The sequence below is a fragment of the Fodinibius sp. AD559 genome (genome assembly GCF_052712805.1).
Genome location: NZ_JBQPVW010000004.1, coordinates 20,853 through 44,930, shown reverse-complemented (window position 1 = coordinate 44,930; position 24,078 = coordinate 20,853). Strand labels below are relative to the sequence as shown.

At 42.3% G+C, this 24,078-nt stretch carries 13 protein-coding genes; 4 read left to right on the top strand and 9 right to left on the bottom strand.

Annotated elements, in window-relative coordinates; genetic code table 11:
- Positions 1–24: 24 nt before the first annotated feature.
- The 7 genes from ACQ4LT_RS08255 to ACQ4LT_RS08225 form a co-directional block, all read right to left on the bottom strand.
- On the bottom strand, positions 25–3,153 hold the full coding sequence (locus tag ACQ4LT_RS08255; protein WP_445665562.1) for a WD40/YVTN/BNR-like repeat-containing protein: 3,129 nt from the start codon (positions 3,151–3,153) through the stop codon (positions 25–27).
- A 121-nt stretch (positions 3,154–3,274) separates the two neighbouring features.
- Entirely contained in the window at positions 3,275–4,636 is a 1,362-nt protein-coding gene (locus tag ACQ4LT_RS08250; RefSeq protein ID WP_445665561.1) for a RagB/SusD family nutrient uptake outer membrane protein, read from the bottom strand.
- A 42-nt stretch (positions 4,637–4,678) separates the two neighbouring features.
- Positions 4,679–7,846: a SusC/RagA family TonB-linked outer membrane protein gene (locus ACQ4LT_RS08245; protein ID WP_445665560.1), complete on the bottom strand. Its 3,168-nt coding sequence runs from the start codon at positions 7,844–7,846 to the stop codon at positions 4,679–4,681.
- A 736-nt stretch (positions 7,847–8,582) separates the two neighbouring features.
- Positions 8,583–9,713, bottom strand: coding sequence for a tyrosine-type recombinase/integrase (locus ACQ4LT_RS08240; RefSeq protein WP_445665559.1), 1,131 nt, complete (start codon positions 9,711–9,713; stop codon positions 8,583–8,585).
- A 901-nt stretch (positions 9,714–10,614) separates the two neighbouring features.
- Positions 10,615–13,755 (bottom strand): efflux RND transporter permease subunit, encoded by a 3,141-nt coding sequence (locus ACQ4LT_RS08235; protein WP_445665558.1) that lies wholly within the window; start codon positions 13,753–13,755, stop codon positions 10,615–10,617.
- 29 nt (positions 13,756–13,784) lie between these two features.
- Complete coding sequence (locus ACQ4LT_RS08230) at positions 13,785–14,984, bottom strand: efflux RND transporter periplasmic adaptor subunit (protein WP_445665557.1); 1,200 nt, start codon at positions 14,982–14,984, stop codon at positions 13,785–13,787.
- Between the two features lie 63 nt (positions 14,985–15,047).
- On the bottom strand, positions 15,048–16,439 hold the full coding sequence (locus ACQ4LT_RS08225) for an efflux transporter outer membrane subunit (protein ID WP_445665556.1): 1,392 nt from the start codon (positions 16,437–16,439) through the stop codon (positions 15,048–15,050).
- Positions 16,440–16,865: 426 nt separating this feature from the next.
- Between ACQ4LT_RS08225 and ACQ4LT_RS08220 the strand changes: the two genes are divergently transcribed.
- From ACQ4LT_RS08220 to ACQ4LT_RS08205, 4 genes are all read left to right on the top strand, one after another.
- Entirely contained in the window at positions 16,866–17,246 is a 381-nt protein-coding gene (locus ACQ4LT_RS08220; protein WP_445665555.1) for a response regulator, read from the top strand.
- Between the two features lie 36 nt (positions 17,247–17,282).
- A complete protein-coding gene (locus ACQ4LT_RS08215) occupies positions 17,283–19,307 on the top strand; it encodes a M1 family metallopeptidase (protein WP_445665554.1) in 2,025 nt (674 codons plus the stop codon).
- A gap of 175 nt (positions 19,308–19,482) precedes the next feature.
- The gene (locus tag ACQ4LT_RS08210; protein WP_445665553.1) at positions 19,483–21,180 is read left to right on the top strand and encodes a sensor histidine kinase; all 1,698 of its coding nucleotides are present in this window, start codon (positions 19,483–19,485) and stop codon (positions 21,178–21,180) included.
- Positions 21,170–21,874 (top strand): response regulator transcription factor, encoded by a 705-nt coding sequence (locus ACQ4LT_RS08205; RefSeq protein ID WP_445665552.1) that lies wholly within the window; start codon positions 21,170–21,172, stop codon positions 21,872–21,874. The genes ACQ4LT_RS08210 and ACQ4LT_RS08205 overlap by 11 nt, the downstream gene beginning before the upstream one ends.
- Before the next feature lie 42 nt (positions 21,875–21,916).
- Here ACQ4LT_RS08205 and ACQ4LT_RS08200 read toward each other — a convergent pair whose 3' ends face one another.
- Together ACQ4LT_RS08200 and ACQ4LT_RS08195 are read right to left on the bottom strand one after the other, a co-directional pair.
- Positions 21,917–22,486 (bottom strand): NADPH-dependent FMN reductase, encoded by a 570-nt coding sequence (locus ACQ4LT_RS08200; protein ID WP_445665551.1) that lies wholly within the window; start codon positions 22,484–22,486, stop codon positions 21,917–21,919.
- Between the two features lie 114 nt (positions 22,487–22,600).
- A complete protein-coding gene (locus ACQ4LT_RS08195; protein ID WP_445665550.1) occupies positions 22,601–23,983 on the bottom strand; it encodes a replication-associated recombination protein A in 1,383 nt (460 codons plus the stop codon).
- Between the last annotated feature and the right edge of the window lie 95 nt (positions 23,984–24,078).

The following is a 24,078-nucleotide window of genomic DNA, read 5'->3' as shown; positions in this document are numbered from 1 at the left end:
TAGGAAATTAATATTCTATGGATATTAAAGTTTTGGGGATATGATAACGGATGGTATATCTGCCTTATCTAAGTGAGTATTGTATTTAGCAATTTCCTTTTTAAGCTCACTAAACTGATCATAATGTGGCTGCAACTGTGTTTTTACATCTTTAAAACGTTCATAGGAACCTTCCGTGGGCCGCGCATCCTGTCCATTCACAACCGTATATAAATAGGCTAACTGGTTATCCAATTGGGGCGGATAATTAATAGGATCTTGGCTCGATTCATTTTTTGTTTGAATAAGCTCCTCCTCCAATTCTGTAAGGTCCTTAATCAAACTATCAACAGAGGATTGACTATTTATTTCATATTCAGCTTCTGCTATAAGATTCGCAGTGTTCTTGAGCTGTTTTCGAGCACTCCTAATACCGCGTATAACGCTGTTAACCTTAGTCAATTCATCACGCACCTTTATTGCTAAATCAAACTGTGCCTGTAAATCACTATCGGTTATATCATCCCATCGTCTATCTTTCTCGATAGAAAACGGTTTTTCATAAGTATCACCATCAACGGTAAGACGTACACTATATGTTCCTGTCGGCGCTTTAGGACCTCCCGTATAACTAAGTGACATAACAGCATCGTCAACTACATCAGGAGCCGGATATTTCATATCCCAGACAAAACGATTTAATCCTGTATTAGCTGTTACATTTTCATGCTGCTCCTGCTTAAATGTTTTTATTGTTTGCTTATTTTCATCCAGAATTTCGATTGACAGCGAATCGGGCTCCCCATTAAGATTATAGTAGATTTTAGCACCCGGACTTGGACTTTCGGGTACTCCATGACCTCCGAACTCACCCAACTGAGTGCGTAATCCATTAACTGGAGTAAACAAATAAGGGGTATTTGTAATTGGTTCATTTTCCAACTCTTGCAACACCGAAATATCGTCCATAATCCAGAATGAACGCCCCTGTGTAGCAACTACAAGATCGTCGCGATGTACCTGAAGGTCTGTGATGGGAGTTTTGGGAAGATTTTGCTGAAAAGATTGCCAGTGACCACCTCTATCAAAAGAAATATACATGCCGAATTCTGTTCCCGCGTACAGTATATTTTCATTATGAGGATCTTCTCGAACTGCACGTACAAAGTGATCATCCGGAATTCCATTTTGGCTGCCAGTCAAAAGCTCCCAGTCTTGACCATAATTTTCAGTTCTAAAGATATAAGGGGTATTATCATTTTCTCGGTATTTGTAGACAGCCATATAAGCTCGTCCATCTTTATGATGGGATAAGTCTATTGTGTTAACCGTACCTTCTTCAGGCATGCTATTTGGTGTAATTTCTTCCCAGGTTTCTCCATCATTTTTAGAAAGATGGACAAGACCATCATCTGTCCCAGCCCAAAGTACACCTTCTTCTAGAGGGGACTCCTCAAACGAAAAAATTGTTGTATATACCTCAACCCCAGTATGGTCATGCTGGATAGGTCCCCCTGGAATGTCCTGGTATTCATTGGCGTTAGTTGTCAAATCAGGACTAATTTTTTCCCAGCTTTGTCCCTCATTTGTAGATCGATGAACATATTGTGAGGCATGATAGAGAACATCAGAATCATGAGGCGAAATACGAATTGGTGCATTCCATTGATAACGATATTTCATATCTCGTGGAGCCATTCCATCATGCAATTGCGGATAGGCAACAACATTCCGCTGATGTCCTGTTTCACGATTCAACCGGGTAATTGTACCAATGTAATTACCTGCAAAAATAACATCAGGATTATCAGGTTTTACTGCAATATGACCGCTTTCACCTCCCCCTACACTATACCAATGCTGTTTAGGAGTTATATCACCGGGATTCCAGCTAGGTACCGATATTGTTGAGTTATCTTGTTGTGCACCATAAACCCGATAGGGGAACTGGTCATCAACTGTAGCTCTATAAAATTCAGCTGTAGGCTGATTACGCTGCGTTGACCAAGATTGTCCACCGTTCTTCGAGACGTTGGCTCCTCCATCATTACCATTAATCATTTTGCGATTATCGTGAGGATTGATCCAAAGATCATGATTGTCACCATGGGGAGTCTCAACTTCCTTAAAATCCTCTCCGCCATTTGTTGACTTGTAAAAACCAGCATTCGAAATATAAACGGTTTCAGAATCCTGCGGATCAGCATGGACATGCATATAATACCAAGCTCTGGACCGCAGCTTGTGGCTCCTGTTAATCCTTTCAAAGGATTGTCCTGCATCTTCAGAGCGATACAGGCCGCCCTCCTTTTCTTCATCTCCTTCTAACAATACCCATACCCGATCTGGATCAGCAGGTGACACCGCAACTCCTATCCGTCCCAATGTTCCACTTGGAAGTCCCTTATTTAACTTTTCCCAAGTATCTCCTCCATCTACTGTTTTCCATACGCCTCCTTCAGGGCCTCCATCAATCAGCGTCCAAGGTTTTCGCTCGGCCCTCCACATAGCAGCATACATAATTCTCGGATTAGAGGGATTGATTGCAAGATCAACCGCCCCAGTGGAATCACTGGCAAATAAAACCTTCTTCCAGGTTTCCCCACCATCCTCAGATCGAAACACTCCACGCTGCTCATTCGGGCCAAAGATATCACCGAGAGCTGCTACATAAATCCGATCTGAGTCATTTGGATCTACAATGACATCACCGATTAATCCTGCTTCCGGCAACCCAATATGTTGCCAACTCTTACCGGCATCCGTAGATTTATACATTCCATCTCCCATTGAAATATTACCGCGGGGACAAGCAGAACCTGTTCCTACATAGATAACATTATCATCAGATGGGGCTACCGTAACTGCACCTACTGAACCTACATTGAGGAATCCGTCAGTAATATTTTCCCATTTTTTACCAGAATCAGTGGTTTTCCATACCCCGCCGCCCGTTGTCCCCATATAATAGGTCGATGGTTTTGTTGAAATTCCTTCAACAGCTGTTACACGTCCTCCACGGAAAGGTCCAATCTGACGATAATCGAGGCTTTGATAATGTTGTTTGTTCACAACTTCATTACTATTAACCTGTCCAAACAGCAATCCTACTTCACATAAGCAGAATAGAAAAACAGTAATTATTGATTTCCCAAATAGTGATCCCTTAAACATAACACCCCGTATATTATTTAACAGCTAAAATTATAACTAATAATTGTTACTGATAACTGATACAGTATGCCACTTTAAAATTACAAGCTTGTACATTCTCACACTAACTTTTGTTTAAATATCAGCTTCCATATCCTTCATTTTGGACCAGCTCGTCATTTGCATCTATCTCACGCTGTGGAATTGGAAAAACTAAACGCGGCGAATCCCATGCAATACCACCTACCGAACCCTGGGTCCGCTTTAAGTCGAACAGAAAATGTCCTTCAAAGGCCAGCTCCAGATGTCGTTCTTGAAGAATTTCATCTAAAGTAACAGGCGAAGCCAGATCATTTAAGCCAGCACGGTCTCGTAATGTGTTGATATCCTCAGTAGGGGTTGCTCCAACTGTTTCATTCAATCTATTATTAGCTTCAGCACGGATAAGATACATCTCAGCAAGCCGCATCACATTCACATTTCCATATTGATTCTTCCATTTTCCAGGATGCCAGTTACCGTTATTATCTTCATAAAAGAATGCAAGGCGATCATCCTGAGATTCATATAAATCCAGATGAGTTTGAGTTATCACAGCCGAAAATGCATTACCACCTCCCTCATCCGAAGAAGCATATGAACCATGGAGTGCATTATCTCCATCCTGAGTAGAAACCTGAGTCGCAAAAATATCTTCGGATGTATTATTATTTGAGTTGTTAAAAGCACTTGAATATTCACTAACCAAAGAATATGGGCCCTGAGTTATTACACGGTTCGCCTCATCTCGAGCAAGCTCATATTCTCCCATATGTAGATAAACACGCGCTAGAAATGCACTCGCTACAAAACTATCTGCATAAATATAACTGGGAGATTCTTGACCAAGAAGATCTCTAGCAGCCTTTAAATCACTCAGAACCTGATTGTAAACCTCCTGTACTGAACTTCTGGGTATATTAGCAGTTTCATCAATAGTTTCTGTAGCTTCTAAACTTAACGGAACTCCCATATTTTGGGTAGGGTCACCGTCATTAAAATCTTTGGCAAACAACCGAACAAGTTGAAAATAGACGGCCCCTCGAATAAACTTAGCTTCTCCTTCAACTCTATCTTGATCTCCTTGCTCTACCACATCTACGGCTGAAAGCACATTATTTGCCACATTAATGGTCCTATAGTTATCGAGCCACATATCACGAATAAATGCATTTGTTACCGTAATATTTTTCTGATAGACTTCCCCAGGAGGAGGTTGTGTCCCTGTATATTGCACCTCTCTACCAGCCCCCATCAAATCTGGGAGTACATACATCCACCCTCCGTAAACGTCAACATCTCCCATATTATCATAGGCCCCAATCAACGTTTTCTTAACGTTTTCGGGAGAACTTAAAGCTGCATCTGAGCTTATGGACTGCTGAGGTTCGACATCAAGGATATTATCACATCCCAAAAAGGTAAGCAGTAAAAAAGCTACAAATATATGTTTTGTGTTTTTCATATCACTGCAATTCAATATTGTCATTAAAACTATAATCTATATTTAGAAACCGATATTTAAACCAGCACTTATTGTTTTGGCCTGTGGTGCTGTATAAAAGGTATTTCCTATATTGAGATTACTTTGAGCAAAGTTAAGGTTAACCTCAGGATCAAATCCATCATATTCAGTAAAAGTCAGCAAATTAGTCCCAGTAATAAACACTTCCAGACTTCTTAAATCCATCTTTGAAAGAAACTGACTTGGTAACTGATAGGTTAGCTTTACATTCTTTAACCGCAAATAACTGCCATCTGATAATTTCTTACTCGATTTTGGCGCGACCCCATTATTTCCATAAAGCCTTGCTTCTGGTACATCAGTAATATCACCGGGCTCTTGCCAAGCATCCAACTGACTTACAAGCTGATTATCAAAATACTTGCCGCTGGCTCTAGAAAAGTAATTAGCATTATATATTTGATTTCCATACACAAATTGCCATAGTACACTCAGTCTTAATCCCTTGTAAGAAAAGGTATTATTAAATCCGCCGGTAAAATCTGGATTGGGATTTCCTACGACTTTTCGTGACGCTTGGTTAACATCTCGAGTTACATAGCGGCCACCAAACATTCCATCTACTTTAAAAGCGGTACCGTTATTAATCTCCTGCTGTGATGGGTCATGATTAAGATAAAACAATGCATCACCATTTGCGGGATTTACACCAGCATATTCATTGGTATAAAAAACACCAATCGGTTCACCCTCAAGTGCACGATTCACATACCGGTTTGCATAACTTTGCACCGTAAGCACTTGACCATTTAGATTCGTTATTTTATTTCGATTAAATGCAATATTAAAACTGCTGGACCAGGAAAATGCTCCTGTGATATTTGTGCTATTAACCACAAACTCCAGACCTCTGTTTTCTAGCTCCCCTACATTTCTAAGTTGAGTAGCGTATCCACTGCTTCCGGGTACATCAACAGCAAGAAGTAAATCAGTTGTTTTTTTATGGTAGACATCTATACTACCATTAATACGATCCTCGAAAAACCCATATTCAACTCCAATATTAAGCTGATTTGTTGTTTCCCATTTTAAATCAGGATTTGGAGTTTGTGTAGGACTCAATGCCGAGTTACCTGAATACGAAATCCCTTCAAATAACCCTACAGACGGGAAGTTATCAATCTCTGCATTACCTGTAACTCCATAGCTCGCTTTTAGCTTTAAAAAGCTAATCATTTCGGTATCCTGCATAAATTCTTCATTTGTAACTATCCAGCCTACTGAAGCGGCTGGGAAAAAACCATACCTGTTATTTTTTCCAAAACGGGAAGAGCCGTCTATACGAGCACTAAGCGATAACAAATATCTATCGTTGTAACTATAATTAGCTCGTGTAAAGTATGACATGAACCGGTATTTAGTATCGCTGGAAATACCTGATGTAATGGTTGCAGCATTTTCGATATTTCTAAAATTCTTACTTGGGAAATCTTCTCCCGCTGTAGATGTAAAACTTTGCATCACCCAGTTATAACTTGTACCCAGGACGACTTCCAAGTCATGCTGTCCCTGAAATGTATTCTGATAAGTAAAAATGTTATCGTTGGTATAATTTTGAACTTCTGTCCATGCATTATAACCAGTACCGTCAGCACCTGTATAATAACTGAGTCTAGGCTCACTGTACCGCTCTTCATTTTGATCAATAAGATCCATTGCAAACCGACTCTTAAAACTTAAATTTGGCAATATCTTGTACTCGGCGTTCACGTTGGTCAACGTATGGAATATTCGAGCTCGAAAGTCTGAATTTTTTACAATATCCACATTATTAGGATACAGCGTATTTTTATTATACGTATCTCCCTGCTGGTAGCCCGGTTGATTCGGATCCGCATCTGTATAAATAGGTGAAATTGGCGCTTGGGCAATCGTCTGCATTGGCGTTCCAAAACTAGATGACGCGGGTAACCTATCATTTAATGTCCTATTAATACTTACACGCAATCCTAAATCAAGCTTATCAGTTGCCTTGTGATTTAAATTTAATCGCCCGCTGAATTTTTTAAAGGTATTTTCAAGCATAATACCTTCCTTATCACTGTAAGCACCAGAAGCCATAAAGGTTGTTTTCTCATTTCCACCACTTGCACTAAAATTAAAACTGTGGGATACAGCATCCTGAAATGCCTGATCTTGCCAATTATAATTGGTCGGATTATTTTGCCAGTCATTACCTTCTGATACACTGTTCATTGTGGGTTCATAATATTGAGTCAAAAAATAATCGACCGCTTCCTGTTCGCTATTCCAAGCACCAGGATTCATACGATAGTTATATTCTCCCCCTCCGATTGCTGCACGACGGAAGTAATCCACATATTGTTCAGCGTTCATAAAATCCAGCTTATTTGTAGGAACACTGCTACTTACCTGGTAAGAAGCATCAAAAATCGTCTCGCCTTCCTGACCTGTTTCTGTATTTATAATAACCACACCATTTGAAGCTCGCGATCCATAAATTGCAGCGGCTGATGCATCTTTCAGAACCGAAATAGATTCTACGTTACTCATATCAAGGCTAGCAATGGGATTGCTTTTAGGACCTCCCGTTGAAGAAAGACTTTGCGAGGTCACTGGTACACCATCGATTACATAAAGAGGTTGATTACCAGCCGAAATTGATGAAGATCCTCGAATTTGAACGCTAATACCCTCTCCCAGTGTTCCGCTTCCACTAGTTACTTGAACACCGGCAGTACGACCTTGCAAGGTCCTTTCAACACTATTTTCGGTTGTGTTTTGGATGTCTTCGCCACTAACGTTAGACACATTTCCTGTTACATTCTCTTCAATTTGTGAACCGTATCCAACAACTACTACATTTTCTAGTTGCTGTACATCCTCCTCCAATTCAATATTAATTTCAGATCGGCCATTAATCATAACCTCTCTTTCCTTAAAACCGATATAAGAAAATACCAACACATTCTTATCAGTAGGAACTTCTAATGTATACTTCCCATCAACGTCAGTCGATGTTCCAATGTTGGTAGTATCTTTTACAACTACTGTAACCCCTGGTAGAGGTTGTCCATCATCCGCCGAAACAACTGTCCCTGTAATTTCCTGCGTTTGTGCTTGTGCAGATGTCAATACACCTCCCAAAAACAGAAATGAGATAATAGTAACTATAATTTTATTATTCATAGGTACAAGATATTTGAATTGAGATAATAGATCCGTTGACATTGCAGACTCTATATTTTTTTAAAATGCCCTGATATTATTTTCTTCTTTCATCCTATCTAAACTTTTTTTAAAAATCAAATGGTATTTACTTAAATAAATTTTGAAATCTCAGTGAATTAGTAATTTAAATTAACCCCCAAAAATTAGTACTAACGGTCTTAATAGTTTGATTAACTTAACCGCTAATAGTACAGATAATACCTCCTCGTCTTGGAGCCTACCCCAATAACAATTCTCCCAGGAAAACGTCAATCAGCTATTCATCAGATAGCAGCGAGCTGGTATTTGCAACTAACCGCGGCGGCAACAATAAAATCTATAACATTAAGCTCGATAGTTCCGTCAATATAGTTTACCCCGTTGGGTTTCTGGCAAATCTCATTATGAGAGATTGTAAACTGCGAATAAATGATTATCTGATGACCTGCTACCGGTGCTAGAAAACAGTCAAAGAACTGACCAAAGGTAGTTCCATAAAACAGCAGGAAAGGGAGTATTTGAATAGTCTCAAAAGCGTAAAAAAGTGTGGGAAACCACGCCCTAAAAGGCAATTAGAAGGTCTAAAGGAAAGTAAAGGGTTTTTGTAAGGATTGGCTCTTAAAAAGTTCTTACTGGTAGATAAGCCGTTGAATAATATCAATAGACAGTAATTTTAAGCCCGCCTACTTTGGCGGGCTTTTTTGTTTAAAATTTACTAAATCATATCAGCAATTTGTCTATAATTTAGGGCGTCGGTATGAGCATAAAACTCAGCGGTAACATTCGGAGTGGTATGTCCTAGCAGTTTGCTAACCCCAAACAAGTCAGCATCCGAATTTTCCAAGACATGAGTGGCAAAAGAATGCCTTAGGCAATGAAACGTAAGCTCTTTAGGTAGCCCCGCTTCATTCATGCACCGGCGAAATTTATCCTGAATACTCCTCGTTTTATATTGGCCATGGCCACGCTGCTTTTGCAACAGATAACACTCCTCCCGAGTCACGTTCTTATACTTTTCGGGAGACTTCTTCATTTTTTGGTCCAAGATATTGCCAAACATCTTTGCTACATAATAGGCTTTGTTTCCCAAGGGAATAGCACGACGCTGGAACGTCTTGGTAATACCTGCGGAAAGATCAATATAGCGATCATCCAAATTCACCATATTCCAAGTAACCTTGGTCATCTCTCCGATACGCATACCTGTGAAATAGGCAAGTTTGATGACGAGACCAATGTGGGTACCCTCAGTATGTTCAAGTAGCTTCTTTATTTCATATCGCTTGAACTCCCGCTTTTTGCTTTTCGTCTTAAAAAGGAATTCCTGCCCTTTATACGGGTGGCTCTGCAAAAAGTCATTCTTATAGGCCCAAGAGAACGCTGCTTTGATAGAGCGTATTTCAATGTTAATAGTTGTCTTTGCAATATTCTCTTGATCCAATCGATGAATTTTGTATTTACTGATCATTTTCCGATCGTATTCATCGAGCGGGTCATCGCCGATGATCCGCATAAAATGATTCAGCGCCCCTTGGTAGCTCACCAACGTGGTGTCAGCACATGTGGCCCCCACATGCGGCCAATAATACTCACCCAGGTAATCGGAAAGCTCCATAGCTTTGCTTTCCTCCTCTTCCAGAATACGTTGCTCCTTAAAATAGTCTACCAATAGATCAGCTGCTTTCTGCTTGGCCTCTTGTTGAGCCTTCTTGCGTTTTTTCTTTGAGGCCTTCAACGGATAGGTTATTCCAGTGGAAAGATGTTTGCGCTCTCCGTTTTCATCTTCGAACCGAACGTAGAGACGATACTTATTTTTTCGTTTGAAAGGGTAAACTGCGTAATCCATAATTGTACCTTCTGTTTAGTTGTAATTAAACGTTGAAGGAATAAGTACCTACATATGGATTGGCTTTGTTTGGGTAGACCAACAATTTATTGACCCAAACTGAAGGAGAAGTACGATATGAGTACCAATTTTGGTAACAAACAGGTAACAGAAAGGAGAAAAATCGGCCCTTAGACGTCTTTAGAGGGGAATCGAATTGATTTTAAGTCCGACGCGTCTACCAATTCCGCCACTCGGGCAAACATATTAAATGATTAGCTCCTTTCGAAGGATAACCAATTTTTCGAGAAACCAAATATAAGGGATTACATATTACTTCTACAATGGTTTTTGTAAGTTTTTTGTAAGTTTTTTGTAATTGTCAAACTCAAAAATTGCGAATCATCTATTTATTCTATTCAAGAAAAAACCAAGTCTAAGAATTGTATCGGACTTCCGCCTTTTGGCATGATCCAAAAGGCTCGTAAAAGATCTATGGAAATTTAACTCCTCAGTGCTGATACCATAAATTAACGTTGATTAAAATTGTAGCCAGCACTTCGTCATACAGAAATTTCCATGATTGGGACCTATAACTTTCAAGAGTGCAATAAAAACAATAAACCTTTAATTTGTATTCATGGTTTTAAACAATGGGGGTTTGGGGGAATCGCGGAAAGTTGTATTTAGAATAATGACTGATGTGGAATAGCATTGCCTGGTTTCCAGTTTCAATAAGTACAAAATCTACGATTCCCACCAAGACTTTTTTGATTCGTTTTTTGGTCACAAAAAATGAATATACATCCTTATATCAAGTATCGTATAATGATGCATAGTAAAAGGGACACCTATATCCTTTTGTCCCAAAAAACAAATACCAACATTACACCTAAAACAAAGAAGGAATCTATCACACATTCTATACTTCCTCCTGTATAACATGCACCCCAAGTTTGGAAACCACATCTTCGAGAATAAGATACAAGCAGGGAACGATCACCAAGATGATAGAAGTCGCAAATACAATGCCGAAACCGAGTGAAATGGCCATGGGTACTAAATGGGCTGCCTGACGTGAGGTCTCCAAAATAATAGGGGTTAATCCACCGAATGTGGTTAATGTTGTCAATATGATAGGACGAAAACGTCTAAGCCCCGCCTCATGTATGGCATCATAAATCGACACGTCCGGATCTTTTCGCTTCCTATTTGCCAGGTCAATCATGATAAGAGAATCATTAAGCACTACCCCCGATAATGCTATAACTCCCATCATGCTGACCAGTGATAAATCATATCCAAGTAAAATATGGCCAATAACCGCTCCTACGATACCAAAGGGAATAGCTCCCATCACAATGAGTGGCTGCAGATAACTTCGGAAAGCCACAGCCAACAGGGCATAAATGACAATCATCGCCAGTCCAAAAGTACCCCACAGGGCTTGCGTTGACTCCCGCATTTCGGCCTGACTTCCTTCAAAGGTCCATGTAATACCAGGAAAATCTTCTCTGAGCTGTGGCAGGGTTTCGGTTTGTACCGATTCGAGAACACGCGAAACAGCATTGGCCGGCTCAGCATCCATGCTTACGGTTACAACGCGCCGTCCGTTACGACGATTGATACTGGTAAAAGCCTCTCCCTTTTCGAACTCTGCCACATCCAAGAGCGGAACTTCTACTCCTGCGGGAGTCTGTACAACGAAATCCTCCAAATTATATACATCCTGACGCTGCTCTCGTGGTAATTTTACGCGGACTTCAATCTCATTAACGCCCCTCAGCTGACGCATGGCCAGCGACCCGTAAAAAGCATTTCGCAGCTGTTGTCCTACATCTTCCGAGGTTAAACCGAGCCGCCTTCCTTCGGGAAGCAATTTGAAATCGAGCTGGGCCTTACCCCTGTCATAATTATCGTTAACATCCCGCGTAGCCTCAAAGCGTTCTACACGCTCCAAAAATGCCTGGCTGGCTTTTTCAAGAACATCAATATCGGAATGACTCAAGTCCACGCTGATATCAGGGAGATACCCGGCCGGTCCTCGTTCAGCTTCAAAGGTAATCTGGTCCACTCCTTCGATATCACCGATATTGTCACGCCATAGCTCGATTACTTCCTGGGCCGACATATCGCGCTCATTGGGCGGCTTCATCACAATTTCAACATCAATAAAGCTCTGTCCGCGCACATTCGTTTTGATTCCTTCGGCCACGCGATCCAGATTATGCTCATCAAACATGCGTCGTGTAGACTTTGTAATTTCTTCGGCAACCTTGCCCGCCTGTATTGCTGTCGTTCCTACCGGCAGCGACACCCCGGATTCAATTTCGTCGGCCGCTACTTCGGGCATCATGATCATCCCCATGTGATCGCTATACCCGTATCCACCTACCATAATCAGTAATGCTACAGCTACACTTAAGGTGATATACCGGTAACGGAGACAGAAGTCTAAAAAGGCACGATAATAAGTGTCAATAAAATGATTGAACCGCCGGGCAAACTTCTGCTGAAAGTGGTGCAAGCGGCGCCCAATTTTAAAGCGACTTTCCTCTTTGGAACTGTGAGCGAGGTGGGCCGGCAATATAAACAGCGCCTCTGCAAGCGATACCAATAATACTACAATAACTACTGCCGGCAGCGGCCACCAATATTTTCCGGTAGTTCCCGGGATAAAGAGTAACGGGAAAAAGGCAATCACATTCGTCAAAATGGCGAAAGTCACCGGCTTGCTCATTTCTTTGGCTCCCTTGACGGCCGCTTCCAGAAAATTCATGCCCTGCTGACGATACTCATAGATATTCTCCCCCACCACAATGGCATCGTCGACCACAATACCGAGCACCACCAGGAAGCCAAACATAGAAATCATGTTGATACTCAATCCCAGCAGCGGTAAAAATAGCAATCCCCCTACAAAGGAGATTGTCATTCCCATCATCACCCAAAAAGCGAGGCGATACTCCAAGAATAGCGCCAGAATAACCAGCACAATGAGAATAGCCAAGACTCCATTCTCGACTAACAGTGAAAGACGCTCGCTGAAATCGTCCGCACTGTTACTGTCGATACGATACTTTACGCCGGGAGGAAATCCGGACTCTGCAATCTCCAGTTCATTTTTGACCGTTTCTGCTATTTCGAGTGGGGATTGATTTCCAATGCGATAGATCTGCAGGTCTACCGTAGGCTGTTGATTAAACTGTCCATGGAAGCCGGTCTCTTCAAAGCCGTCGGTAATTTCTGCGATATCCTCCAGCCTGACATTCCCTCCCACATCCGAGGTGATGATCTCGATATTGCCGTATTCATCGGCCCACTGCTTGCGCTCCTGCATCCGCAAAAGTATTTCCCCGGCATTGGTCTCGATAGCACCTGCGGGAATATCCTCACTGGATTGCCGGATGATATTTGCCACTTCGCCCAGCGTTATGTTGTACTCGCGTAGCGTATTCCTCGGTATCTCCACATGCGTTATATAATCGGGCACGTTGCCAATTTCGACCTGTGTAATGCTCTCTTTACTCAGCAGGCGATCACGCATGTTTTCGGCCAGTTTGCGAAGCGTCCATATGTCGGAATCCCCATATAATCCGATGGTCATCACCTCGCGCTGATTGGACTGCAGCTGCACTTCCGGCTCCTCAATATCATCCGGGAACGTACGAATCCGATTCACAGCCTGATCGATATCCTGAAAGGTTTTCATTCGTTCAGCTCCCGTCACCAACTCAATGGATACGCTGCCCGATCCCTCATACGCCGTAGAAGTCACTTCTTTAATACCCTGAACCCCGCGAATGGCTTCTTCCACGGGACGCAGTATCCCCTGCTCTACCTCGGCCGGTGAGGCGCCCGGGTATACCACGCTTACTTCTACAATATCGAGCTGGTACTCGGGAAATACCTCCTTCTGGATATTATACCCTGTCCATATCCCACCGGCAATCAGAATAATCATTAACAAATTGGCAGCAATGGGATTTTTCGCCATATAGGATATGAATCCGCCACCGGTGTTGCTATTGGATTCGTTTGTATTTGGTACTGAGTTGCTCATTTATTCCTGAAGTTAGGAGGTAAAATTTGTTATTGAGATGCCTGGGATGTATCGGGCTCAGCAGTGTTTGTGCCTTCAAGCCGGAGTGGGGCACCGTCACTTACGGTAGACAGATTGGTGGTAACCACCTGATCTCCCTCCGACAGGCCACTTTTGATATACGCATACTGTGCATCTCGAAAAACAATCTCTACATCTTTAATATCCAGTTCCCCGTCATTCATAACCCAAACCGTGTCATCATCTCTCACATAATCGCGATTCAGCCGAACTACATCCTCAAGCGCATCGGCCTTAATATGTACCTCTACAAATGATCCCAGCATTAATCGCGGCACATCGGGGTCGTCCGTTTTATATGCCTGCGGATCCGGTACGGAAACCAACACCCGGGCCATGCGCGTTTGATCTTCAAGCGTACCGATCAGTCGAAACAAATATCCCTGCCGATAGGTATCCGGCGGCCATGCGGTTCTGTTTCTAACCCTCACCTCAGAACCGCGCTGTTTATCCCCCTCCGGAAGCGTAATCCAGCGAAGCTTGGAAACCGGTACGGTTGCTTCAACCCAATAGGTATCGAGCCCCACCAAACGAGCCAACGTTTCGCCCGTAGTCACTTGCGATCCTACATTTACGTTACGAGTTAAAATATGAGCATCAAATGGAGCTTCAATCGTTGTTCGTTCAAGATCCAATTGAGCCTGGTCAACCGCCGCCTGGGCAGACTCTAAGCTCGACCGGGCCGATTCCAGCTGGGGTTCACGCAAAACCAGCGATTTATTTTCTTCTGATAACGTATCAGCAAACAACTGGTAATCCTGACGGGCGACATCCTGTCGACCCATCTCAATATTAAGATCGGCTCGGGCCTGGCGTAGCTCACTTTTCCGCTGTTCCAAAGTATTTCTATAATCAGAAGAATCAATTTGCAGCAGCTGCTCTCCCTTTTCAATATAGCCGCCGGGAGTAAATGCATCCGAAAGGGCTTCTACTTCCCCACTCACCCTGGGACTAAGGTTTACCTCCTTTGACGGACGAACGGTACCCATCGCCTGAATCGTGGGGCGGTAATCATCTCTTTCCACACCTGTAACATCCACAAGCATTGGAGTTGCCTTGGTGGCCCCCGATTGCTCTGCTGTTGGTTCAGTAGAAAAAATAAGTACTGTTACGGCACCAGCTATTGCCAAAATACCGATACTAATAAAAAGTGTCTGTTTCCAACTCATTGTTAAAATGGTTTAGTGTATGATCCCCTTTATACGATTAAGAAAACTGCTTAAATAAAACCGTCAATCCTCATTTTCACGTTTGGTTTCAAAAGAACCGGCCAGCGCCCGGTATAATCCAATACGATACTCAATGAGGGTCAGTTCGGCCGTCAGCAAATCTCGTCGTAACTGCTGAACCTCATCAAGTGCTGTAAGCACGTCTAAATAATTCGACGTTCCATTAAGATATTCCAGTCGCAGCTGATTGTACGCCTGCTCAGCCAATGTTACCTGTTCTTCCAGTCGATCAATACTTTCGCGCTGTTTTTCTTCACGGATCAGCACATCCTCCACTTCTTGAAAAGCCGTAAGTATGGTTTGCCCGTATTCATAAAGTCGCTGCTTTTTAACGGCTTCTAACCGGTCAACTTCGGCACTTAGTTCTCCTCCGCGAAAAATAGGTGCCAACAGATTACCGGCAAACGAAGCAGCCCACTCCTCAAAAAGATTTCCTGCCGTATTGCTTGAGGTCGTTAGTGAGGCCGACAACGTCAACCGGGGATACTGGTTGCTGATTGCAGAAGCCAGATCTCGGTCGGCAGCCTTAACCAGGTTAAACGCACTTTTCACATCGGGACGACGCTGAACAAGATCTATCGGGACGCCTGTCTTAGGCAATGGCGGTAAATCAGGCATCTGTTCCGGCGTAATATCAAGCGTATCCTGAGGTGATTGCCCAAGCAGCACCGACAACTCATGCTGTAATACCCTAAGATTTGCTTCGGCATTGGATTTCTGTTCCCACGTGGATTCCAACAATTGCTTTTGACGAAGGATATCCACCCCTCTGATCTGCCCGGTTCCAAATCTGTTTTTCAGCAAATCCAATACTTTTTGGTTCGTTCCAATCTGGCTTTCAACCAGTGACAACTGCTTTTGTGCTTCAGCCAGCCGCGCCCAGGTTCGTACGACCTCTGCAGATACTGTGAGTGCTGCTGTTTGGTAATCCGCTAATGTGGCCTGTGCACGGTATTCTTCTGCATCAACCTGCGAACCAATTCGCCCCCATAAATCGATCTCATACGAAGAGCTCAGTCCCGCACTAAAATCATCGGAGCTTCCAAACTGTAATTGCTGGTTACGTGTCGTCCGGGCTTCTGCATTTGCATCCAACGAAGGAAAAAGACCGCCCTTTTCGCGATCGATCACTGCTTCTGATGCCTGCAATCGCTGCCATGCCGTTTGGATATCAAAATTGGAGCTTAAGGCCGTATCGACGAGAGCATTTAGTTGATCATTCTCAAAAGAGGTCCACCACCGGGAAGGGACTTCCGCTGCTCCGCTTTGTGAAAAGGGAGCCGATTCCTGTACCGGAGAATCAACGGTCTCTTTGTGAGGAGTACACCCAAATACCAATAACAAAAGAGATCCCAACAAAAAGTATTTAAAATCCATAAAGAGATCTCTGCTCATCCTGTGGTTTTCTTTGCTACTTTTTATAAAAATTCACTTGTGAGATTACCTATTATAGAACCCAAATCTATAGGAAGTTTGAAGTATTTATGCCCAACAATTTCCAAAAACTGATCTTTAAACAATACTACCATCCAAAACGTTTATCAGGATATAAATTTCCTCTGAATGTATTCATATTAACTATGTGATTTTAGCTTAAGAGGTCATAAACAGTCATTACAGAAATGCTTCATTTTACTCCTTGAATATGACTATATTGATCTGCATGTTTAGATTTTCTGACGGTTAGAATTGATAACATTTATTTTCTATTCTAAATTTACAAAAACCTTTGTGAGAAGATCTTTGGCAAATTAATAGATTGTCTTATACAACGATTTTACTATTTTAAACACGTTATCAAAAAATGATTACTATTATTATATGAGTAAAGAAAAGAAGAAGGTCATCATTGTAGAAGACGATCTCATTCTCAATTTACTGTACGAGAGTTATTTAGAGAGGCTCGGATTCGAAACCGAAGGCGAGCTTGTTTACGGTAAAACGGCTATCGAAACAGCAAAAAAAATTGATCCTGACTTAGTGGTCATGGATATTTCTCTGGAGGGAGATATTGACGGCATTGACGCGATGCTCAAAATCCGCGAATTTTCTGATGTTCCGGTCATTTACATCACCGGTAATTCAGATCCCTACCACGTTGAACGAGCCAAAGAGACAGATCCTTTGGACTATCTCACCAAACCCATCGAGTTCGAGGATTTAAAAAAGTCTATTGATAAATACTTTTCTTCCAAATCCTGAAATTTATAATTACAATTTTTTAAAATTAATCAAGCTATGTTTAAACCATTGCTATCATTAAGAAATATGATATTGCCGGTGGTTTTCGCTGCATTTCTATTTGTAGGATGCACCGGACCCCAACAAACCACTGAAGATCCTCAAACAACAACCGAAGAAAAAGCGGTTCAAAAACCTTCGGAATTGGATCGGTTGGTCCCCAACCCTATTACCGAAGAAATCCCCAATGCATTTTTTAATGCTGTTGATAATAATACCCGTACGATGTCTGGCGAACCGGGCAACAATTACTGGACACAATGGGCTACCTATGATATTGACGTTGAATTGCTCCCCGCCGATACGCTCGTAAAGGGAAGTGCAACCATCACCTATTATAACAATTCTCCCGACACGCTAAATGCTCTTCATATGGAACTGGCTCAAAATCTACATGCCGAAGGAGCACAGCGAAGCAGCCCACAGGAAGTTACCGGGGGTATAAACCTGCATAAGGTTGGCCTTAATGGTGATGAGCTCAACCAGCTGCAAACGCGCAGAGATCCAACGGGATATGGCGTTAACGGAACACATCTATTTATTCGACCCCAAAATGCTGTTGCACCCGGTGACTCTGCTAAAATACAGGTCGATTGGGATTTCAAAATCCCCCAGCGAGGGGCAAGTGGACGCATGGGGTATAGCGAAGACAATCTTTTCTATATTGCATACTGGTACCCACAGATGCGCGTTTATGATGATGTTGTCGGATGGATGACTGATCAGTTTACCGGAACTTCCGAATTCTACCACGACTTTGCAGATTATAACGTTGATATTACCGTCCCCGAACAATGGCTGGTGGGCTCTACCGGTCAACTTACAAACGGGCAAGACGTCCTTACCGAAGACATTTATCAACGGCTTGATAAAGCTCATAAGAGTGATACGGTAGTATCTGTTGTTACTGAAGATGATTTCGGATCGGTAACAAAATCACCTGAGAATGGTACCCTTACCTGGAGCTTCGAAGCCCAAAAAGTACGAGATTTTGCTTTTAGCGTAACCAAAGAATCCAAATGGGATGCCACTCGCGCAAGTGTTGGTGATCTTGATAGCGACGGCGAAGATGAGTATACAGATATCAATGCTATTTATCGCAGTTCTGCTCCAAAATGGACAGATGGTGCTAAGTTTACGCAGCATGCTATCACCTTCTTGTCAGAACAGACTGACCTCGAATATCCTTGGCCTCACATGACATCTGTAGAAGGGGGAGGCATCATCGGTGGCGGCATGGAGTTTCCAATGATCACCATTATTGGCGATTATAATAATCAATCTTCGCAAGCCCTTTACGGAGTAATAGCACATGAACTGGCACATATGTGGGTGCCGATGATTGTAAGTACAAACGAGCGCCACTATGCCTGGATGGATGAGGGCACCACCACCTACAACGAAAACCAGGCCAAAAAGGCATACTATCCGGAAGGTCCAGATTTTGATCTGCAAGATATGAACAGCTACCTGCAAATTACGAATACGGATGCCGAAGGACCAATAATGCGATGGTCTAATCATCACTATAACGGGTTTGCTTATGGCATAGCTTCTTATCCCAAACCGGCAACCATGCTTGTAAGTCTGCGCAGCCTTTTAGGCGAAGAGACATTCAACAAGGCTTTGCACGAGTTTATTGACCGGTGGAAGTACAAACACCCTTATCCCTGGGATATGTTTAATACTTTTGAAGATGTTGCAGGACGTGACCTGGACTGGTTTTGGAGAGCTTGGTACTACGAAACCTGGACACTTGACCAGGCTGTTGGCAATGTAACTACCCAAGACGGCACCACCCGCATCGTAATTGAGGATCATGGTCAGGCCCCTATGCCGGCTAACGTTGAAATCACCAAAAGTGACGGATCTACCCTTACCCGTACGATTTCAGTGGATACATGGTTAGAAGGAGCAACACAAGCAGTAATTACTGTTGATGGTGAAGCTACAAATGTTGTCATCGATCCCGACAAAAATTATCCTGATACGAATCGACAAAACAATAGCTGGGAGAAGTAACATTACGCTAATCATTTAATACATTAAAGGGGGTACGTTTTGTGCCCCCTTTTGTTATTTTATATTTATCAGAATTTCTTGTATTAAATCACGTAAAAAAGTGCTTTAACAACGTTTAATCCCACCATAAATTTATTACCTTACTTTCTTATTACAATTAATAATTTTCTAACAAATGAAGCGATACGGATCATTTCGATGGATCTTACTTGCCGTCGGTGTAATTGCCATTATAGGGCTTACTGGAATGAATGTGTATTCACTGTATGCCCTCCACGAAAATACGCTGGAATCGTCGAGAGAAAATAAAAAGCTCCAGATTACTGAGTTTACTGATAAAATTCGATACCGATTTTTTAAAAAGTTTATCGGTCTCGGATCTGCTGACATCAACCGGCTACAGGAGCAGTATAAAAATACGGGACAGTTTACTCCCGAAGTAACAAAACTGCTAAACAAAGCTGCCGAGGATTCTATTTACAGTGATATCTATTTTATTCCCTCCGGTTCTGATGCATGCCAACAGCATGACCCCATTCTGCGATATAGTTCAAATAACAAGTTTCAACCCACATCTAACTATTCAGCTGTTGTCTGTGACGGAATGGGTATTGCGCGAACTCAAATAAAAAGCCTTCTTGCCGATTACCAATACAATAATAAGGTGCTGTTTCATTCGCACCGCAGCATTACCATTGCTCTTATTGATCCATCGGAACAAGAGGTTTTTGGCTATATTACAATGCCTTTTAACCAGGATTTCCTGCGTAATTCGTATCTGCCAAAAGTTTTGACTCAAAAATTTGGGGCGGAGGAACATCCTGGCATGAATGTTTGGCTGCGAGACTGGACAAATAACGAGATTATCGCCAGCAGCAATCCTAATATATCGTATGATCGAGAACAAATACAATTTGCCCAAAACTTCCCTGATTTCTTTGACTACTGGAAAGTAGAAGTTTCTTTTACGGATAAATCCACAATAGCGGCCAGTAACACATCGCTGATTAGAAATCTTATCGTACTGGGGGCAGCTATGCTGCTTCTGCTTGGTGCACTGGTTTTCATGTTTAGATCTGCCCAGAAAGAACGTGCTCTGGCTGAACGGCAGACAGATTTCCTGGCTAATGTTACCCACGAGCTCAAAACACCCTTATCGGTAATGCAAGCAGCCGGAGAAAATCTTGCCGACGGGCGTGTTCAAGATCAACAGCGACTTAAGAATTACGGTAACCATATTTTTAGCGAGGCCGTCCGCCTTAGAAAAATGATAGACAAGCTGCTTGATGTGGCCAAAACCAACGCTGGCGAATCACTGGTGGAACCTCAACCTACTGATATTGGAGAGGTTGTAGAATCCTATCTGGACAAGCACCAAAAGTTTTTCCGAAATAAAGATGTAATCCTTGATATTAATATCGATGAAAACCTCCCGGCAGTAAATATTGATCAAAATAGTTTGGAAACAATTATCAGTAATTTAGTCGATAATGCCATCAAATACAGTACTGATGAAAAATATCTTGGCATCCGTGTTTCTAACCAAAATGATCATGTAAAACTCTGTATTGAAGACCATGGAATTGGCATTGCTAAGAAAAATATTTCGAATATCTTTACGAAGTTTTTCAGGGTTGAAGATTCCTTAACTGCTAAAACAAAGGGACATGGATTAGGCTTATCTATTGTCAAAAATTTAGTTGAACTCAATTCGGGTTCTATTGATGTTGAAAGTAACCCGGGGGACGGATCTACTTTTATCATAACATTTCCTATCTTAAGCGATTCAGATCAAAAAGATTCACTGAATACGCTACCAACACAACCTGAATCGGAGTCAAGAAATAAAGAGCTTGAAGAACATGTCAGCTGATCCCAAAAAAATTGTTATTGTCGAAGATGAGCCCAGCTTGGTTTTTACGTTAAAGGATACGTTAGAAAGTGAGGGGTATGATGTTTATATCGCTGAAAACGGCGACGAAGCTGTTAAAATCGTCAAAAAGCAGCAGCCCGATTTAATGATTTTAGATCTGATGCTACCGGGTATGAGCGGTTTCGATGTTTGCCGTACGGTGCGAGACCAAAATTACACCTTCCCCATTATTATGCTTACAGCCAGAGATCAAGAAATTGATAAGGTTACCGGTCTTAATATTGGCGCAGATGATTACATCACTAAACCTTTCGGCGTTAAAGAACTTCTTGCTCGCATTAAAGCTCGTTTGCGTCGATCCGAGACCTATTCCCAAATGAAGCCAATTAAAGAAGTTGATCTCGATCCAATCCATGTAGACTTAAAAAGTGCGGTTGCCGAACATCCTGAGAAAGGGGAGCTTGAACTCACTACCAGAGAAGTAGAGCTTATACGCTATCTTGTAGCCCACTCTAATGAACCGGTTTCGCGCGATGATCTGCTGGAAAATGTATGGCGCTATGAATTCAGTACAAATACCCGCACCGTTGATGTCCATATCTCGAAACTGAGATCCAAAATTGAACAACACCCTGACGATCCCAAATACCTCGTTACCCTACACGGGGTCGGCTATATGCTCAAAATGAGTTAACAGTTCTAATCGTCCTTTAAATAGGTAATAAGGCGGGCAAGATTATCCATCGGTTATGAGAGACTCATCTCCCTGCAAATTCTTGACGAACTCCGGAAAACCATTGATTTGAGCCTCAAGAAGTTGCTGTTGGAATTCATTTTTAATTCCATCCTCATCATCAAAATTTTTATTAACCCGGGAAATAAAAACTCGTTCTGGAAAAATATGCGCATTTCGGTAACCGAACACTTGCTGCAGCTGCTCTACTGCTCGCATTGCTCCAAAAGCCCCATTGGCCTCTCCTATTAAGGCAATTGGTTTTTTATCCAGACTATTGGGAAACGGCAGATAGTCAATAAACAGTTTTAAAATTCCGGGATACCCCCCATTATATTCGGGACATACCACCACTAATCCATCCGCGATAACCGCTTGCTCCATAAAATTATCGACTGCGGGTAGTTCCTCCCCGTATTTACCCCCAACTACTTGGTCGAGAGGAAAATTCTGCAGATCAATGATCTCGGCAGATACCCCTTGTTGCCTGTACTTTTCTTGCACATACTTTGATACCCGAAGGGCATAGGAATTGGGACGGTCCGTTCCGCTGATAATTTTAAGACTAATCATAAATATTATTATTTCAATAACTGCAAACGAGATCCAAAGATACCATTTATTACAGAAAAAATGAGAATACTTAATCCCAAAGCTATTCAAGCTTATTCAACTTAATAGCTTATGCTATCGTTTCTTTTGGGATGCTTTTTCGTAGGCTTCTTTAATCTTTTCAAGACGATCCCAAAGTTTACCCTCACGACCAATATTTCCCGGTTCATACCACTGTTTATTCTTCACCTCATCCGGCAAATAATCTTGCGGAATCCAATGATGATCATGCGAATGCGGATAGTGATAATCATCAGAAGCATTCTCAATACCCAGGTATCGCGACTGTTTAGAATTAGCCGTTTTATCCCGTAAATGAGGAGGTACTTTACCAATACCACTATTTTGGATTTCCCTTCGGACTGAGAAGACTGCCCCGGCGCTGTTGCTCTTGGGAGCAAGGGCAACATAAATACAAGCATGAGCCAAAAAATAAAGCCCCTCCGGCATTCCACATTTCGTAAACGCTTCATGGGCCGCATTAACCAACGACAGGGCATGTGGATCGGCCATTCCCACATCTTCAGATGCCTGAATAAGCATGCGCCGAAATATAAAATTGGGATCTTCGCCCCCTTCTAACATAGCCACCATCCAATACAGAGCAGCATCCACATCCGAACCACGTAGCGATTTTATGAAAGCTGATGCATAGTGATAATGCTCATCTCCTCCTCTATCGTAGCGAACTCCTCGACGCTGAATACATTCTTTAGCAATTTCCAGATCAATATGGATGATTCCATCTTCATCAGGTTCGCTGGATAATACCGCTACTTCCAGAGCATTAATCGCATTTCGGATATCACCACCGGCAAATTCTGCAAGGTGCTGCTTGGCTTCATCCGTTACTTCAACATTTTTCTTACCCAAGCCACGCTCCGCATCCTCCAGTGACCTATCAATCATAGTCAACACGTGATCAGTGGTCAAGTCATACAGCTCAAATAATTGGCATCGGGATAATAACGGACTCACCAAAGAATAAAACGGGTTTTCGGTTGTTGCCCCGATAAGTGTTATCACACCCGACTCCAGGTGGGGAAGAAGCGCATCCTGCTGTGCTTTATTCCACCGGTGAATTTCATCCACAAACAGAATGGTTTTTCGCCCATTCATCTGCTGAACTTTTTCGGCCTTTGCCACCACCTTTCTCAGATCCTTAATACCATCAAGTACTGCGTTAAGCTCTACATATTGAGCGTTAATTTCGCGTGAAATTACGTGAGCCAAGGTGGTTTTTCCGGAACTGGGTGGACCGTAGAAAATAAGCGAGCCAATAACACCCGACTCAATCATACGACGCAGCATTTTGCCTTCACCAACAATATGATCTTGTCCCACAAACTCGTCGAGAGAACGAGGCCGCATGCGCGTAGCAAGAGGTTCATGGGGATTCACAAAGTTCGTTTTCCCCTTTTCATTTTCAGAATCGGATTCTTCGTTAAATAAATCCATTATAATTGCTCACTAATTTCCAATGTTTTCTAACGCTGCAGAACTTACTTTATCATCTCACTAAGAATAAAAAATGCTCGGCATATAGTTATACC

What these genes read in the sequence shown, in the direction of transcription:
- ACQ4LT_RS08235 (WP_445665558.1), bottom strand. Translation starts at nt 13,755, where the DNA reads ATGAGCAACTCAGTACCAAATACAAACGAATCCAATAGCAACACCGGT.
- ACQ4LT_RS08240 (WP_445665559.1), bottom strand. Translation starts at nt 9,713, where the DNA reads ATGGATTACGCAGTTTACCCTTTCAAACGAAAAAATAAGTATCGTCTC.
- ACQ4LT_RS08225 (WP_445665556.1), bottom strand. Translation starts at nt 16,439, where the DNA reads ATGAGCAGAGATCTCTTTATGGATTTTAAATACTTTTTGTTGGGATCT.
- ACQ4LT_RS08245 (WP_445665560.1), bottom strand. Translation starts at nt 7,846, where the DNA reads ATGAATAATAAAATTATAGTTACTATTATCTCATTTCTGTTTTTGGGA.
- ACQ4LT_RS08255 (WP_445665562.1), bottom strand. Translation starts at nt 3,153, where the DNA reads ATGTTTAAGGGATCACTATTTGGGAAATCAATAATTACTGTTTTTCTA.
- ACQ4LT_RS08215 (WP_445665554.1), top strand. Translation starts at nt 17,283, where the DNA reads ATGTTTAAACCATTGCTATCATTAAGAAATATGATATTGCCGGTGGTT.
- ACQ4LT_RS08195 (WP_445665550.1), bottom strand. Translation starts at nt 23,983, where the DNA reads ATGGATTTATTTAACGAAGAATCCGATTCTGAAAATGAAAAGGGGAAA.
- ACQ4LT_RS08200 (WP_445665551.1), bottom strand. Translation starts at nt 22,486, where the DNA reads ATGATTAGTCTTAAAATTATCAGCGGAACGGACCGTCCCAATTCCTAT.
- ACQ4LT_RS08250 (WP_445665561.1), bottom strand. Translation starts at nt 4,636, where the DNA reads ATGAAAAACACAAAACATATATTTGTAGCTTTTTTACTGCTTACCTTT.
- ACQ4LT_RS08230 (WP_445665557.1), bottom strand. Translation starts at nt 14,984, where the DNA reads ATGAGTTGGAAACAGACACTTTTTATTAGTATCGGTATTTTGGCAATA.
- ACQ4LT_RS08210 (WP_445665553.1), top strand. Translation starts at nt 19,483, where the DNA reads ATGAAGCGATACGGATCATTTCGATGGATCTTACTTGCCGTCGGTGTA.
- ACQ4LT_RS08220 (WP_445665555.1), top strand. Translation starts at nt 16,866, where the DNA reads ATGAGTAAAGAAAAGAAGAAGGTCATCATTGTAGAAGACGATCTCATT.
- ACQ4LT_RS08205 (WP_445665552.1), top strand. Translation starts at nt 21,170, where the DNA reads ATGTCAGCTGATCCCAAAAAAATTGTTATTGTCGAAGATGAGCCCAGC.